This window comes from Deinococcus aetherius, from assembly GCF_025997855.1.
In the GTDB taxonomy this organism is placed as follows: domain Bacteria; phylum Deinococcota; class Deinococci; order Deinococcales; family Deinococcaceae; genus Deinococcus; species Deinococcus aetherius.
Genome location: NZ_AP026561.1, coordinates 267610 through 282646 on the forward strand (window position 1 = coordinate 267610; position 15037 = coordinate 282646).

Below are 15037 nucleotides of genomic sequence, written 5' to 3' on the forward strand. Positions count from 1 at the left end.
CCACCCCGCCTCCAGCCCCGACCGGCTGGCGGACGACCAACCTCCACGGCCCAAGACCCCCACCAAGGAGCCTTCCCATGTCCCCATTCATCCTCGCGCTCGACCAGGGCACGACCTCCAGCCGCGCCATCGTCTTCGACCGGGAGGGCTCGGTCGTGGCGGCCGCCCAGAAGGAGTTCGGGCAGCTCTTCCCCCGGCCCGGCTGGGTCGAACACGATCCCCTGGAACTGTGGAGCACCCAGAGCGGCGTGGCGCAGGAGGCGATCACCCGGGCGGGGCTGCGGGCGGGGGACATCGCCGCCATCGGCATCACCAACCAGCGCGAGACGGTGGTCGTGTGGGACCGCCGGACCGGCCAGCCCGTCCACAACGCCGTCGTCTGGCAGGACCGCCGCACCGCGCAGACGTGCGACGCCCTGCGGGCACAGGGGTACGAGGCGACCTTCCAGGCGAAGACGGGCCTCGTCCTCGACGCCTACTTCAGCGGAACGAAGGTCGCGTGGATCCTGGACCACGTGCCGGGCGCGCGGGAGCGGGCGGAGCGGGGCGAACTCGCCTTCGGCACCGTGGACTCGTGGCTCGTCTACAACCTCACGGGCGGGGCGAGGCACCTCACCGACGTGACGAACGCCAGCCGCACCCTGATGTTCGACATCCACAGCGGGGACTGGGACGACGAGCTCCTGGCCCTGCTGAACGTGCCGCGCGCCCTCCTCCCCGAGGTCAGGAGCAGCAGCGAGGTCTACGGGGAGACGGCGGAGGGCCTCTTCGGGCGCCGCATCCCCATCGCCGGGATCGCGGGGGACCAGCAGGCGGCCACCTTCGGGCAGGCGTGCCTGGAAAGGGGCATGGCAAAAAATACCTACGGCACCGGCTGCTTCATGCTGATGAACACGGCCGCAGAGGCCGTGCCGAGCCGTCACCAGCTCCTCACCACGGTCGCGTGGCAACTGGGGGGGGAGCGCACGTACGCGCTGGAGGGCAGCGTCTTCGTGGCGGGCGCGGTCGTCCAGTGGCTGCGCGACGGGCTGGGGATCATCCGCGAGAGCCGCGAGGTCGAGGCGCTGGCGACGAGCGTGGAGTCGTCGGGGGGCGTGTTCCTGGTGCCCGCCTTCGTGGGGCTGGGGGCGCCCTACTGGGACCCCTACGCGCGGGGTACGCTGGTCGGCCTCACGCGCGGCACGACGGCGGCTCACATCGCCCGCGCCGCGCTCGAATCCATCGCCTTCCAGTCGGCGGAATTGCTGGGCGCGATGCGACAGGACGGGGGCGGCGAACTGCGGGAACTGCGGGTGGACGGCGGAGCGAGCCTCAACAACCTGATGATGCAGTTCCAGGCCGACATCCTCGGCGTGCCCGTCGTGCGCCCCCGGGTGACGGAGACGACCGCCCTGGGGGCCGCCTACCTCGCCGGGCTGGCGGTGGGCTACTGGTCGGGCCAGGAGGAGATCGCCCGGCAGTGGCGGGCGGAGCGGACCTTCGAGCCGAGAATGGACGCGGACGAGCGCGAGCACCGCCTGGGCCGCTGGCGCCGGGCCGTCGAGCGCAGCCGTGCGTGGGAGGAGGCGGGGGGCTGAGGACATCCGGGCCTTCTGAACCGGCGCCCCGTGTGGGAGCATCCGTTCGGCCTGTCCGCCCCAGCCTCCCCCACCCGAAAGGAAGTCGATGCCCCCTCTCCACGACCCCCGCTCTCCCCTCCTCGCCGCCGCCACCGCCCCGCAGGTCTGGGACCTCCTCGTGATCGGGGGGGGTGCGTCCGGCCTCGGCACCGCCGTCGAGGCCGCCTCGCGCGGCTACCGCACGCTGCTGCTGGAGGCGCACGACTACGCCAAGGGCACCTCCAGCCGCTCGACCAAGCTCGTCCACGGGGGGGTGCGCTACCTCGCCCAGGGGAACGTGGGTCTGGTGCGCGAGGCCCTGCGCGAGCGCGGCCTGCTGAAGAAGAACGCCCCGCACCTCGTCCACGACCTCGGCTTCCTGATCGCCTCCTACACGTGGTGGTCGCGGCCGTTCTACGGGATAGGGCTGAAGGTGTACGACGCGCTCGCCGGGCGGCTGAACCTCCAGCCCAGCCGCCTCGTGGGTCGCCGCGACGCGCTCGGCAACATTCCGACCCTGAAAGAGGACGGGCTGCGCGGCGGCGTCCTGTACTTCGACGGGCAGTTCGACGACTCGCGGCTGGCGATCACCCTGCTGCGCACCCTGGAGGACCACGGCGGGGTGGCGCTCAACTACGCCCCGGTCGTCGGACTCCTCAAGGAGGGGGGCCGGGTCGCTGGGGCCCGCTTCCGCGACGGGGAGACCGGGCAGGAGCACGAGGTCCGGGCGCGCTCGGTCGTGAACGCGACGGGCGTGTTCGTAGACAACGTCCGGCGGATGGACGACCCCGGGGCCCGGGCCATGCTCTCGCCCAGCCAGGGGGTGCATGTGGTCGTGGACCGCCGCTTCCTGCCGGGAGACAGCGCCCTGATGGTGCCGCGCACCGACGACGGGCGGGTGCTCTTCGCGGTGCCCTGGCACGACCACGTGGTGATCGGAACCACGGACACCCCCGTCCCCGAGGCGGGCCTGGAACCCCGCGCGCTGCCCGAGGAGATCGAGTTCATCCTGAACACCGCCGCGCGCTACCTCGACCCGGCGCCCACCCGCGCGGACGTGCGGAGCGTGTACGTGGGCCTGCGCCCGCTCGTGCGCAACGAGAAAACGGACGGGGCGGGCTCCACGGCGGCCCTCTCGCGCGACCACCTGATCCGCATTTCGGACTCGGGGCTGATCACCCTGACGGGCGGCAAGTGGACGACCTACCGCCGCATGGGCGAGGACACGGTGGACCGGGCCGCGAGGCTCGCCGAGCTACCGGGGCGCCTGAGCCTGACCCAGGGGCTGCCTCTGCACGGCTGGAGCCCGCCCGAGGAGACGGCGGGGCGCCCGGAGCACCTGCGGGTCTACGGCTCGGATGCGGAGAAGATCGGGGCGTTGCCGGGCGCGGGCCGTCTCCTCCACCCCGACCTCCCCTACACCGAGGCGGAGCTGCGCTGGGCGGTGCGGCGGGAGAGTGCGCGCACCGTCGAGGACCTCCTCGCGCGCCGCACCCGCGCCCTGCTGCTGAACGCCCGCGCGAGCCTGGAGGCCGCCCCCCGCGCCGCCGCCCTCCTCGCCGAGGAGCTGGGGAGGGACGGGGCGTGGCAGGAGGCGCAGGTGAGGGCGTACCGGGAGGTGGCGCAGGGGTATCTCCTGGCCTGAAGGGACGCTGGGGGGCGGACTCCACTCCCATTCGCCGGGAGACCTCTAGGATGGGCGGGGTCAGAAGCCCCTCTCCACCCCTCCCACGCAGAATGGAGTCCCCATGCTCAAATTCAAGTTCCCAACTCTGACCCCACTCCCCCGGGGGGTCACCGCATGAGCTTCCGGGAGGTCTTCGGCCGCGAGCCCGAGGTCACCGCGAGCGCGCCGGGCCGCGTCAACCTGCTCGGCGAGCACACCGACTATCAGGGCGGCTTCGTGCTGCCAACCGCGATCCCACAGCGGGCGACCGTGAGCGTGGGCCGCAGCGGCGGCGGCGAACACCGCCTGCACAGCGCCAACCTTCACCGGACGCTGACCGTGCCCCTGGGCGAGCGGGGCAGCGACTTCGCCCGCTACGTGATCGGCTGCATCGAGCTGCTGGGGGTTACCGACGCTCTGGACGTGTATATCGACAGCGACGTGCCGAGCGGGGGCCTATCCAGCAGCGCGGCGCTGGAGGTCGGCACCCTGCGGGCCCTGCGTGAGCTGTACGGGCTGGGGCAGGACGACGTGGAACTCGCCCTGATCGGCCAGCGGGTCGAGCACGAGTACGTGGGCGTGAAGTCGGGGATCATGGACCAGATGGCGAGCAGCCTCGCCGACACGGAGCACATGCTCTTCCTCGACACCCGCAGCCTGGAGCGCCGGGTGTACCCCTTCCCGGCGGGCGCGGAGGTCCTCGTGATCGACTCGGGCGTGCCGCGCACCCTGGCGGGCAGCGGCTACAACGAGCGCCGCGCCCAGGTCGAGGAGGCCGCCCGCCTGCTCGGCGTGCCCGAGCTGCGCGACGTGACGGACGTGGCGGCGGTCGAGGCCCTTCAGGACGACCTGCTGCGCCGCCGCGCCCGCCACGTCGTCCTGGAGAACGCGCGGGTGCTGGAGGCCCTGCACGCCGACGCGGGGCGCTTCGGAGAGCTGATGAACGCCTCCCACGCCAGCCTCAAGGACGACTACGAGGTCTCCCACCCCAAGGTGGACGAACTCGTGGCGCTCCTCCAGGCCGACCCCCGCGTGTACGGCGCCCGGATGACCGGGGCGGGCTTCGGCGGGGCGCTCGTGGCCCTCGTGCCGCAGGAGGAGGCCGTGGACATCGCCGACGGCGTGCTCGCGCGCTACAGCGGGCAGGGCCGGCGCGTCGTGCCGTGAGAACCGGGCCAGGCCATCCCCCCTTATCCCCCACTTTCCCGGAGGTCCACCCATGAACCTACTCGTGACCGGCGGTGCCGGGTACATCGGCAGCCACACCGTCCGCCGCCTGATGGAGGCGGGGCACCACGTCACCGTCCTCGACAACCTCTCCAGCGGCCACGTCGAGGCGCTGCCCCCGGGCGCGGCCTTCGAGCGAATCGACCTGCTCGACTTCGGGGCCGTGCGCGACCTGTTCGGCCGCGTCAAGCCGGAAGCCGTGGTCCACTTCGCCGCCCTGATCGAGGTGGGCGAGAGTATGCGTGCTCCTGGGCGCTACTACCGCAACAACGTGGTCGGCAGCCTCAACCTGCTCCAGGCGAACGCGGAGACCGTCAAGGCGCCCGTCGTCTTCAGCTCCACCGCCGCCGTGTACGGGGACGCGGAGGTGACCCCCATCCCCGAGGACGCGCCCAAGGGCCCCACGAGCGTGTACGGCGAGACCAAGCTGATGACCGAGCACATGCTCGACGCCTTCGAGCGCGCCCACGGCATTCGCAACGTCAAGCTGCGGTATTTCAACGTCTGCGGCGCCGAGCCGGGCGGGGCCATCGGCGAGGCTCACCCCAACAAGACCCACCTGATCGAACTCGCCCTGCTCACCGCCCTGGGCCAGCGCGAGAAGATGATGATCTTCGGCGAGGACTACCCCACCCCGGACGGCACCTGCATCCGCGACTACATCCACGTCGTGGACCTCGCGGACGCGCACGTGCTGGCGGTCCAGGCCCTCCAAGGCGGCGCGGCGAGCAGCACCTACAACGTCGGGCTGGGGCACGGCTTCAGCGTGAAGCAGGTGCTGGACGCGGTGGACGCGGTGATCACCGAGGACGGCCTGCCGCCCCTGAAGCGCGAGATCGCGCCCCGCCGCCCGGGCGACCCGCCCAGTCTCGTCGCCGACAGCCACCGCATCCAGGGGGAACTCGGCTGGACGCCGCACTTCACCGACCTGAAGGGCATCATCCGCACCGCCTGGGAGTGGCACCGCTCGCACCCGCACGGATTTCAGAAGTAACACCGCAGTATCAAATCCACCCCGTCCCCCACAAGCGACGGGGTGAATTCACTGGCTGGCGGCCCTGTTCCCCGTGAGCCGGAAGGGCGTTGTCGCCCGCTCGTCACGTGACGAGCAGCGTCTGTCTCCATCTGTCCAGATGTAACCCCGCGTTGACCTGCCGACGCCTACAAGTTACGTTGGGCGGGTGGAACAGCGAACAATGGTGGTCCAGCGTGTCCGGGCATGGCGGGAGCGGGCGGGAATCGGCGCCGCCGAACTGGCGCGGCGGGCGGGGTTGACCCGGCAGGCCCTGCACCGGGTCGAGACGGGGGCGGTCGAGCCGGGTATTCACACGGCCCTGACCCTGGCGCGGGAGTTGGGCACGGCGGTCGAGACCCTCTTTGAACTCGCCCCGGGGGAGACGCTCGCCGAGCCCGTGGGAGACGCGCCCGCCCCGGGGAGCCGGGTTCGGCTGGCGAGGGTGGGGGAACGGACGCTCGCGCTGCCGCTGGGGGCGGAGGACTCGTTCACCTGGGCGGCGGACGGGGTGGCGGGCCCGCCCCGTCCGGACGGCGCCCTCCCCGTCACGCCGACGGGGGACGCCCTCGCTCTGGCCGCGCGCACCGTGGTCGTGGCGGGCTGCGATCCAAGCCTGCGCCTGCTCGCGGCGGCGGTGCCGGGTGCGGCGGGGCGGGTGCTCGTGCGCTCCCTGCCCAGCGAGGAGGCACTCCGCACCGTGGCGCGCGGGGAGGCTCACGGCGCCGCCGTTCACCTGTGGGACACCGGGACGGGCAGCCTGAACCACGCGGCGCTGGACTTCGCTCTCGGGCCGCTGGGCTTCAGCGTCCACCGGCTGTGGACCTGGACGCAGGGGTGGATGGTCGCGCCGGGCAACCCGCGCGGCATCCGCCGGGCCGCCGACCTCGCCGGGCGGGGGGTGCGGCTGGCGAACCGCCCGCCCGGCGCCGGGAGCCGCGTGCTGCTCGACGCCTGGCTCGCGGAGGCGGGCGTCTCCCCCGCCGACGTGGGCGGCCACGACCGGCTGGTCGCCTCGCCCGCCGAGGTCGCGCGGGCGATCCGGGCGGGGGAGGCGGACGTCGGCGTGGGGCCGCAGGCGGTGGCGGCGGCGCACGGGCTGGACTTCGTGCCCGTGCAAGTGGAGCCCGTGGAACTCGTCGTCCCGGCGGCGCACGCCCGGCACCCGGCGCTGGCGGCCCTGCTCGCGGCGGCGGCCTCCCCCGCCCTGCACGCCCAGCTCGCCACGCTCGGCGGCTACGACCCGGCGGGGGCGGGGCAGGTCACCCTGGTGCGGCCCGCGCGGAGGTCGGCGTGAGGCGCACCCTCGCCCTGCTGGCCCTGGCGCTCGGGAACGCGGGGGCCGCCCCCCTCACCGTCTTCGCGGCGAGCAGCCTCACCGACGCCTTCACCGAGATCGGGCGGGCCTTCGACGCGCAGACCGGGAACCGCACGACCTTCTCCTTCGCGGGATCGCAGGTTCTGCGCACCCAGCTCACCCAGGGTGCCCGGGCGGACGTCTTCGCCTCCGCGAACGCCGCCCAGTTCGACCCGCTCGTGGAGGAGGGGTTGATCGCCTCCGGGCAGGCTTTCGCCCGCAACCGGCTGGCGGTGATCACGCCCCGGGGGAGTACGGCCGTGCGGACCCTCGCGGACCTCACGCGGCCCGGGCTCAAACTCGTGCTCGCCGAGCGCGCCGTCCCGGTCGGCGACGCGACCCGGCGGGCCCTCGACCGGATCGCGGCCTCGGGCACCTACGGGGGGGATTTCGCCGCCCGCGTCCTGCGCAACCTGGTGAGCGAGGAGCCCAACGTGCGCCAGGTCGCCCTCAAGGTGAGTCTGGGGCAGGCGGACGCGGCGGTCGTCTACGTGAGCGACGTGACGCCGACCCTGCGCAGGAGCGTGCGAACTGTCGCCCTCCCGCCCCGCTTCAACCCGCCCGTGAGTTACCCCGTCGGCGTGCTCAGGGGCAGCCCGAACGCGGAGGAGGCCCAGGCCTTCGTGCGCTTCGTGCGCGGGCCGGAGGGGCAGCGCATCCTGCGCAAGTGGGGGTTCTTGCCCGCCCCATGACCCGGCCCCACCCCGTTCCCGTCGCCCTCAGCCTGGCCCTCGCCGCCTTCCTGCTCCTCCCCGTCGCCGCGCTCCTCGCCCGGGGGCTCGGCGCCGACTTTCTGCCCACCCTGCGCTCGCCCGCCGTGCTCGACGCGCTGTGGGTGAGTGCGTTCACGACGGGGGCGGCCCTGGCCCTCACCCTCGCGCTGGGCACCCCGGTCGCGTACCTGCTCGCGCGGCGGCGCTTCCCGGGGCGCACCGTGCTCGACGCCCTGCTCGACCTGCCGATGGTGCTCCCGCCCGTGGTGGCGGGGGTGGCCCTTTTGCTGACCTTCGGGCGGACCGGGTGGCTGGGCCGCCCGCTGGAGGTCGCCGGGGTCTCCCTCGCCTTCACCCCCGCCGCCGTCGTGCTCGCGCAGGTGTTCACGAGTGCGCCCTTCTACGTCCGCGCCGCCAAGGCGGGCTTCCTCGCCTTCGACCCCGACGTGGAGGCCGCCGCGCGGGTGGACGGGGCGGGGTCCTGGGGCACTTTCTCGCGGGTTACCCTGCCCCTCGCCCTCCCCTTCCTGCTGGAGGGGGCGGTGCTCGCCTGGGCGCGGTCCCTGGGGGAGTTCGGGGCTACCCTCCTGTTCGCCGGGAGCCTGCCGGGCCGCACCCGCACGGTGCCCCTCGCCATCTACGGGGCGCTGGAGAGCGACCTCGCGCCCGCCCTGGTGCTCAGCGCGGTCATGGTCGTGCTCGCCTTCGGGGTGCTCTTCGCCCTGCGCGTCCTGGCGGGGAGGCGGGCCTGAGCCCGTGTGCTAGCGTCCGGGCATGACAGCCCCCACCCCCGGGACCGGCGTGACGGACGTGTACTTCGACTTTCTGTGTCCCTTCGCCTGGCGCGGGGTGGAGATGGCGGACGTGCTGCGGCGGGAACGGGGCCTGGGCTTCCGGCTGCGCCACTTCTCGCTGGTGCAGGGCAACCACCCCGAGAATCCCGACCGCAAGGCCCCGACGTGGTGGTTGCACGAGCAGGGGGCCGGGGAGGGCGAGCCCTTTCAGCAAGGCAGCCTGCGCGCCTTTCTCGCCGCCCACGCGGCGGCCCGCCAGGGGGAGGACGCCGCGTGGAACTTCACCCTCGCCCTTTTCCGCGCCCGCCACGAGCGCAAGGCCGAGCTGGACGAGGAGACGATCAGGAACGCGGCCGAGGAGGCCGGGCTGGACCTGGACCAGTTCGCCCGTGACCTCGCCGACGACACGGGGGTGCGGGAGGAGCTGGGCGCCGAGCTGCGGGACGCGGCGGCCCTGGGCGTCTTCGGCACGCCCACCTTCGCGCTGCCGGAGGGACACGCGGCTTACCTGCGCTTCTCGCGCCTGACCCGGGACCCAAAGGACGCGCAGGACCTCTGGAGCCTGTACGGCGAGGTCCTGCGCTCGGGGGCGGGGGTCGAGACGATCAAGCGCCCCCGCTGAGGGCTGTCACTCTCCCCCCGGCACGAGCTCCAACCGGGCCCGCAGGTCGCGGATCATCGCGGCCCGCTCCCCGCTGCTCACCCCGCGCAGCACCCGCGCCTTGACCTCCAGCGGGTCTTCGAGCCCCTCGTCGAGCGCGAGACGCAGGGTGTCGAGTTCGGTGAGCTTCAGGTCGTTGCGCAGCAGGAAGGTCAACGTGCGCATGACCTCCTCGACCTGGACCTCGCGGGGCGACGCTCGTAACGCCTCGTCTCCCCCCTCCTCCTCGATTTCCTCCTGTAAGGGCCGTGAAGGGGTCTTGGAGTCCTCCTGTGCACTCTGACTGCGCCCTTGCCTTCGCTGACCCTTCTTGGGCCCTTCTGGGGGCGGCACGGGCCCTTCGGGGAGGACATACTTCTCCGGATTCTTGAGGAGATCGATGAAGAACGCGGGGCGGCTGCGGGGTTTGTACCCGTCCGCCATGATGCCCTGGTAGCGGGCCAGGGTGTCCTCGACGGTGTCCTCGCCGTGTTCGCGCACGAGTTGCAGGGCGCGGGTCTGGGTGATGCCGACGTCCGCAAGGTCCTCCATCAGCCCCGGGCTGGGCGGGATGAAGGCTTCCCCGAAGGTGTAATGCAGGTATTTCTTCTTGCCGCGCCCGACGTACTCGACGTTTTTCAGGAAGCCCTTTTCGAGCAGTTCCTCGTGGGCGGCGTCGAGGGTCCGCTGGGCCAGGCTGGGGCGGTCGGTCACGATCTTGCAGGCCTGCGCCCACTCCATCAGGCCGACCTGGAAGGTCATCGCCACCCGCTCGGGCTGCTCGGGGTCGCGGCGCTGGGCGTCCAGCAGGCGGTAGATGGCCCGCGTGGGCGGGCGTCCCAGCGTCTGCATGAAGCTCAGGTCGAGCGGCTTGATGTACCCCGAGCGGACGCTGCGCGCGATCTCCTGCGGCAGGGTGATCTTGAGGATGCTGGTGGCGTCCAGACGGTCACTCTCACCCGAGGTGAATTCCAGGCGGTCGATGTACCGGAAATTCACGTTCGTCCAGCGTTTGCGCGGGTGGTCGCGCCACCCCTCGGAGATGAAGTAGTTCGTCGTGGTCAGGCGCCGCAGGCTCTCGTCGAGCGCGGCGTAGTAGCGTCCGCTGTGGTCGAGCCCCGCCATCTGGAGGAGCTGGTAGGGCGTGCAGGTCACGCTGCCGCCCGGCGGGGCTCCCTGGTCGATGTACAGGTTCACGAGCGCGGCGGTGATGTCGGTGTCGATGCCGTGCGGCACCCCGTACTCGGGCATGGCCTGGCAGGTGACCCGGTAGCGCCTTTCGCCGTCCTCCAGCTCCACGTACCAGTCGCGGTAGCCAGGGGGGATGCGTTCCTGAACGCTGATCAGGCTCAGCCGGGCGATGTTGAGTTCGTCGAAGCGTTTGATGCCGTTTTCGGACACCGGGGACCCCCTGTTGTTGTTTTTAAATCTTTTAAAAGATCTTTTTAAAAGATATGTTGAAACAACATCACACGGCAGGTCGACTCGCGTCCCAGACGGCCTCCAGGGGGTGAAACGGCGCAAGTTGTCCGATAGTTTGGCGCAAGTTGTCCGATAGTTTTGGCCCCCAAACGGCGCAAGTTGTCCGATAGGTAGACCCTAAACGGCGCAAGTTGTCCGATACCTTCGGCGCAAGTTGTCCGATAGGTAGACTTTGAAAACGGCGCAAGTTGTCCGATACCTCAGCCCCGAAACGGCGCAAGTTGTCCGATAGTTGGAGGCAAAACGGCGCAAGTTGTCCGATAGGTAGACTTTCTGGAAGCACGCGCTGGAAAACACCGTCCAAGACGGTGCCTAATCAAAAACGGCGCAAGTTGTCCGATAGTCCCCATTCTCAGAACGGCGCAAGTTGTCCGATAGGTAGAGTTACTGTATGTAGCGTAATTAAGGCGGTAGGTTACGTAAGTGACAGTCAATATGAGCGGCTTTTTCGAATTCTCGGACACCCCCGATGGGGGAAGGGGTGGGGGAAGCACCTTGGGCGACGACTGCTCCTTTGACGGAGCCCGCCTTCTGACCCCTCCTTCTCCGAAACGGCGCAAGTTGTCCGATAGTCGCTGCTCTCCGGAGCCTCGCCCGGGCCGCTCGTCACGTGACGAGCAAAGGGACTGACCATCGGGTAGGCTGGGGGGAATGCGCACGCTGACGTTCTTCAACCACGCGGGTGGGGTCATGAAGTCGAGCCTGACCCGCGACGTGGGGTACACCCTCTCGCAAGCGGGGCTGCGGGTGCTTCTCGTGGACCTCGACCCCCAGGCGAACCTGACCGACTGGCTGGGCGTGAGCGGCGTGACCCGAGATCAGACGGTGTACGACACGGCCACGCGGGGCGAGCCTCTCCCCTCCCCCGTTCCCGCTCACGGCCTGCACCTGATTCCCAGCGACGTATCCCTGGCGCTCGCCGAGGGGCAGATGATGGGCGTGGTGGGGGCGCACCTGCACCTGCGGCAGGCGCTTCAGGCGGTCGCCGCCGAGTACGACGTGACGCTGGTCGACAGCCCGCCCAGCCTGGGGCAGCTCTCGATCCTGGGGGCGCTCGCCGCCGACCACCTGATCGTTCCTGTCCCCACCCGTCAGAAGGGCATGAACGCGCTGGCTGGGCTGAGCGAGGCGATGGCGACGTACCGCAAGCTGCGCCCGGACCTCACCGTCGCCCTGTACGTGCCCACCCTGTACGACGCGCGGCGCTCGCACGACCGCGAGGCACTGGCGGCCCTCCAGAAGTTGCTGCGGCCACTCGCCAGCCCGGTGCCCGACCGGGGGGCGGTGTGGAACGACAGCGCGAGCGCCGGGCAGCCCGTCGGGGTGTACGCGCCCGGCTCGCCCGTTCACCGTGACGTGCTGCGGGTGACGGCGGAGATCGCCCGCGCCGCGCACCTCGGCGTGCAGATCCCGGGGGTGGAGGCGTGACCCGCAAGGCCCGGCCCGCCATCGGCGCCCGCCTGAGCGGTCTGGTGGAGGGGGTGGAGACGCTGGGGCAACCCGCCACCACGACCCTGCCGGTGGACTCGCTGCGCCCGGGAGTCTTCCAGCCGCGCGTCCACTTCTCGCCCGAGGCGCTCGAAGAACTCGCCCGCAGTATCCGGGAGCAGGGGGTGCTCCAGCCGCTCCTCGTCCGGCCGCTGGGGGACGGGGGCTACGAACTCGTGGCCGGGGAGAGGCGCTGGCGGGCCGCCCAGCTCGCGGGGCTGCGCGAGGTGCCCGTGCTCGTCCGCGACCTCACTGACGAGCAGGCCCGGCTCGCCGCCGCCGTCGAGAACCTGCAACGCGAGAACCTCAACCCGCTGGAGGAGGTGCGCGCCCGGCTCGCGGTCGCCGCCTCGGCCCTGGGCGTGCCCCCGGGTGAGGCCGCCGCCCGCCTCTTCGCGCTCGACCGCCGCCCGGAGGAGAACCCCGAGGCGATCGCCCGGCTCGACGCCCTCTTCGGCGCCCTCGGACGCGAGACTTGGCGCAGCTTCGTCAAGAATCGCGCCGCCGTCCTCAACCTCCCGGAAGACGTCCAGGCGGCGGTTCGGGAGGGGCTGGACTACCGCAAGGCTCTTGTCGTCGGCCGGGTGGCGGACGAGGCGCGGCGGGCCGAACTCCTCGATCTCGCCGGACAGGGGGAGACCGTGCAGGGGCTGCGAGAGCGGCTGCGGCCCCCTCAGACGGGCGACCCGGCCCGGGAGGTCGCCCGCCGCCTCGCCGACCGGCGCACGCTCGCCCGCCTCGACACGACGCGGCGCCGCAAGGTCGAGAGGCTGCTGCGGCAGATCGGCGAGCTGCTGGACGAGGGTTAGGGGAAGTCGCTCGTCACGTGACGAGCAGCGGGGAAGGCCAGGCCGAAATCACTCGTCCTCGCCCTCCCCGCTGCCCCCCAGGGCTGCCTGAGCCGCCTCCAGGACAGGGCCGCCCCCCGGGGTCAGCGCGTAGTCGCACAGGGCGAGGAAGGCCGCGTCCGAGGGGGCGGCGCTCGCCCCGAGCGTGAGGGTGACGTCGCCGAGTTGCGAGAGGACGTAGTTGACGGCGCTCTCGGGGTTGATCTCGCGCGGGAGCATGGTGAGGGCAGTCGTCCCCTCGATCAGGCGCAGCCGACCCCGGAAGGGGCTCTCGTCCAGCCAGGTTCGCCACTCGCGGGCCGCCGCCGCAAGGGCGTGGGTGAGGTGGTGGGGGTGGGTCAGGGTCGCCATCAGGGGGCGCCCGTGCCGCTCGTGGAGGTGCGCTTCGGTGCCGAGTTGCCCCAGCCAGCCGATATGCTGGGCGGCCTGGTGGGCCAGGCGCAGGGCGCCCTCGTACTCCTCCAGCGTCTCTGCGGTGAGGCGGCGCCACGCCGGGTCCTCCTCGCCGTCCGGGGTGAGGACGACGGCCCCGTGTCCGAGCACCTGCCAGGAGGTGAAGGCTGCCGGAACCTCCAGCAGGCCCTCCTCGTCCAGCCCCGTCACGGGGACGAGTTCGGCGCCCGACAGCAGGGCCGCGAGGGCGACCTGCGCGGTGCTGGGCTCTTCCCCGGGGAGGAGCGCGGTCAGGATGCCCTCGGGATTCACGAATGCGACGATCATGCGTGCACTGTAGAGCGTGGGGTCGCGGAAAGAGGCGGCGCCCCGCTGTGATGTCCGGGAAGCAGGGCTGCTCGTCACGTGACGAGCAAGCTCAGTCCGCTGGCCGGTCCGACTCCCCCGGGGTTTGGGAGAAGGCAGGGCTGAGCGTCCAACCCCGGCAAGTCGCCCCGCCGCTCGCCGTCAGGGTGCAGAGGCGATGTTCCGGTGCTGTGCGCAGAGTCGCGCTTCGTCCGTCGGCGAAGACCTCTACGACGGAGGCGTCGAGCAGGAGCCGGAGCGAGGCGCCAGGACTGGGCAGCGTCACTACGTGGGAGGAGGTCAGGATCGAGACCTCCCCATCGTTCCCCTCCAGCCGGACGAGGGGGTGCCCGTCCTGCTCGATCACGAAGCTGCCGCCGCCCGGCAGGCGCAGGTCGAGGTCGAGCCGGGTGGGGAGAAGTTCGCCGGGGCAGACCGCGCGCTCCCGCAGGGTCAGGAGTTCGCGGGCGGGGGTCTGCCAGACCCGGCCCTCCCGCACCTCGATCTCGCGGGGCACGCTCAGGGCGCCCGACCAGCCACTCGCCAGCTGGATGTCGGCCGGTCTCACCTCGCGGACCCAGCCGATGAGGAGAAGGCGTTCCCCGGGCGCCCGGTACGCCTGCGGAGCATAGAAGAGGGGCGAGTGGTCGAGCGGCTCCCCGCGCGTCACCTCGAAGGCGTCGCCACGGAGCGTGCCCGTCACGGCGAGGGTGCCGTCCGGGCCGCCGCCCCTCATCCGCGAGGCGATCAACATGGCCGCCTCCCCGAGGTCGAGGAGTTGAGCGCACTCCCAGACCTCGCCGGGGTCCTCCCCGCCCGCCTCGCCGAGGAGCAGGGCACCCAGGAGGCGCCAGGTGCGCAGGTCCTCCCCGGCGTACAGGAGCGCGCCGCCGCCCCGCTCCTCAGTACCGATTCCCACGACGAGCCGCCATTCCCCGCGCCCGTCCTCCCCCTCGACGCGCCGCAAGGTGGGATCGCGCCACGCCGTCAGCGTCAGGCCGGGCACCTCCCCCGAGCGAGGCCAGCGAAGCACCGCCTGCGGGTGGGCGCGGAAGCCGTGGAGCGAGCCGTCGGGGCCCTCCACCCCCGGCGCGACGTTCACGCTGGCGCTGCCCGCCTGATGCGTCGGGTCGCTCACGCCCGTGTACACCAGAGTCGGCACCCCGCCCTCGTAGACGAGCGAGCCGCTCCAGCAGCCCTCGCGGTCGTGCGGGGTGCCCGGCAGCAGGGCGAGCGGCGCGTCCTCCCAGGAGGTGAAGTCGCGGGTGCGGGCCTGCCCCCAGTGCATCATGCTCCAGCAGGCCGCGTGCGGGTTGTACTGGTAGAAGACGTGGTGCCACCCGCCGTGATGCCCCAGCCCGACGGGGTCGTTGAGCCAGCCGCGCGGGGCGGTGAAATGCCATGAGGGGCGCTGCGGGTCGCTCAGGTCGCGGGAGGCGGACATGGGTCACAGCCTGGCCCAACCTCGGCCCGG

13 protein-coding genes are annotated in these 15037 nt (G+C 71.9%); 10 read left to right on the forward strand and 3 right to left on the reverse strand.

Annotated elements, in window-relative coordinates; translation table 11 throughout:
* The first annotated feature begins 77 nt into the window (after positions 1 to 77).
* From glpK to DAETH_RS17470, 8 genes are all read left to right on the forward strand, one after another.
* Positions 78 to 1577 (forward strand): glycerol kinase GlpK, encoded by a 1500-nt coding sequence (gene glpK, locus DAETH_RS17435; protein WP_264777985.1) that lies wholly within the window; start codon positions 78 to 80, stop codon positions 1575 to 1577.
* 88 nt (positions 1578 to 1665) lie between these two features.
* Complete coding sequence (locus tag DAETH_RS17440) at positions 1666 to 3243, forward strand: glycerol-3-phosphate dehydrogenase/oxidase (RefSeq protein WP_264777986.1); 1578 nt, start codon at positions 1666 to 1668, stop codon at positions 3241 to 3243.
* A 156-nt stretch (positions 3244 to 3399) separates the two neighbouring features.
* Positions 3400 to 4431 (forward strand): galactokinase, encoded by a 1032-nt coding sequence (gene galK / locus DAETH_RS17445; RefSeq protein WP_264777987.1) that lies wholly within the window; start codon positions 3400 to 3402, stop codon positions 4429 to 4431.
* 52 nt (positions 4432 to 4483) lie between these two features.
* Positions 4484 to 5485 carry a UDP-glucose 4-epimerase GalE gene (galE, locus tag DAETH_RS17450; protein WP_264777988.1) on the forward strand — a complete coding sequence of 334 codons (1002 nt, stop codon included), beginning with the start codon at positions 4484 to 4486 and terminating at the stop codon, positions 5483 to 5485.
* 187 nt (positions 5486 to 5672) lie between these two features.
* A complete protein-coding gene (locus DAETH_RS17455; protein ID WP_264777989.1) occupies positions 5673 to 6800 on the forward strand; it encodes a substrate-binding domain-containing protein in 1128 nt (375 codons plus the stop codon).
* Positions 6797 to 7552 carry a molybdate ABC transporter substrate-binding protein gene (gene modA, locus DAETH_RS17460; RefSeq protein WP_264777990.1) on the forward strand — a complete coding sequence of 252 codons (756 nt, stop codon included), beginning with the start codon at positions 6797 to 6799 and terminating at the stop codon, positions 7550 to 7552. The genes DAETH_RS17455 and modA overlap by 4 nt, the downstream gene beginning before the upstream one ends.
* The gene (locus tag DAETH_RS17465; protein ID WP_264777991.1) at positions 7549 to 8325 is read left to right on the forward strand and encodes an ABC transporter permease; all 777 of its coding nucleotides are present in this window, start codon (positions 7549 to 7551) and stop codon (positions 8323 to 8325) included. Before modA ends, DAETH_RS17465 begins: the two co-directional genes overlap by 4 nt.
* A 22-nt stretch (positions 8326 to 8347) precedes the next feature.
* Positions 8348 to 8989, forward strand: coding sequence for a DsbA family oxidoreductase (locus tag DAETH_RS17470; RefSeq protein ID WP_264777992.1), 642 nt, complete (start codon positions 8348 to 8350; stop codon positions 8987 to 8989).
* A gap of 6 nt (positions 8990 to 8995) precedes the next feature.
* On the opposite strand, the gene DAETH_RS17475 is transcribed toward DAETH_RS17470, so the two are convergent.
* Positions 8996 to 10408, reverse strand: coding sequence for a replication initiator protein A (locus DAETH_RS17475; protein WP_264777993.1), 1413 nt, complete (start codon positions 10406 to 10408; stop codon positions 8996 to 8998).
* 732 nt (positions 10409 to 11140) lie between these two features.
* On the opposite strand from DAETH_RS17475, the gene DAETH_RS17480 reads away from it, so the two are divergent.
* Positions 11141 to 11917 carry a ParA family protein gene (locus DAETH_RS17480; protein ID WP_264777994.1) on the forward strand — a complete coding sequence of 259 codons (777 nt, stop codon included), beginning with the start codon at positions 11141 to 11143 and terminating at the stop codon, positions 11915 to 11917.
* Complete coding sequence (locus tag DAETH_RS17485) at positions 11914 to 12786, forward strand: ParB/RepB/Spo0J family partition protein (RefSeq protein WP_319993758.1); 873 nt, start codon at positions 11914 to 11916, stop codon at positions 12784 to 12786. Before DAETH_RS17480 ends, DAETH_RS17485 begins: the two co-directional genes overlap by 4 nt.
* Positions 12787 to 12834: 48 nt before the next feature.
* Here the strand turns inward: DAETH_RS17485 and DAETH_RS17490 are convergent, their stop codons facing one another.
* Positions 12835 to 13545 carry an HAD family hydrolase gene (locus tag DAETH_RS17490; protein ID WP_264777995.1) on the reverse strand — a complete coding sequence of 237 codons (711 nt, stop codon included), beginning with the start codon at positions 13543 to 13545 and terminating at the stop codon, positions 12835 to 12837.
* A gap of 91 nt (positions 13546 to 13636) precedes the next feature.
* The gene (locus DAETH_RS17495; RefSeq protein ID WP_264777996.1) at positions 13637 to 15007 is read right to left on the reverse strand and encodes a glycoside hydrolase family 32 protein; all 1371 of its coding nucleotides are present in this window, start codon (positions 15005 to 15007) and stop codon (positions 13637 to 13639) included.
* Positions 15008 to 15037: the final 30 nt, after the last annotated feature.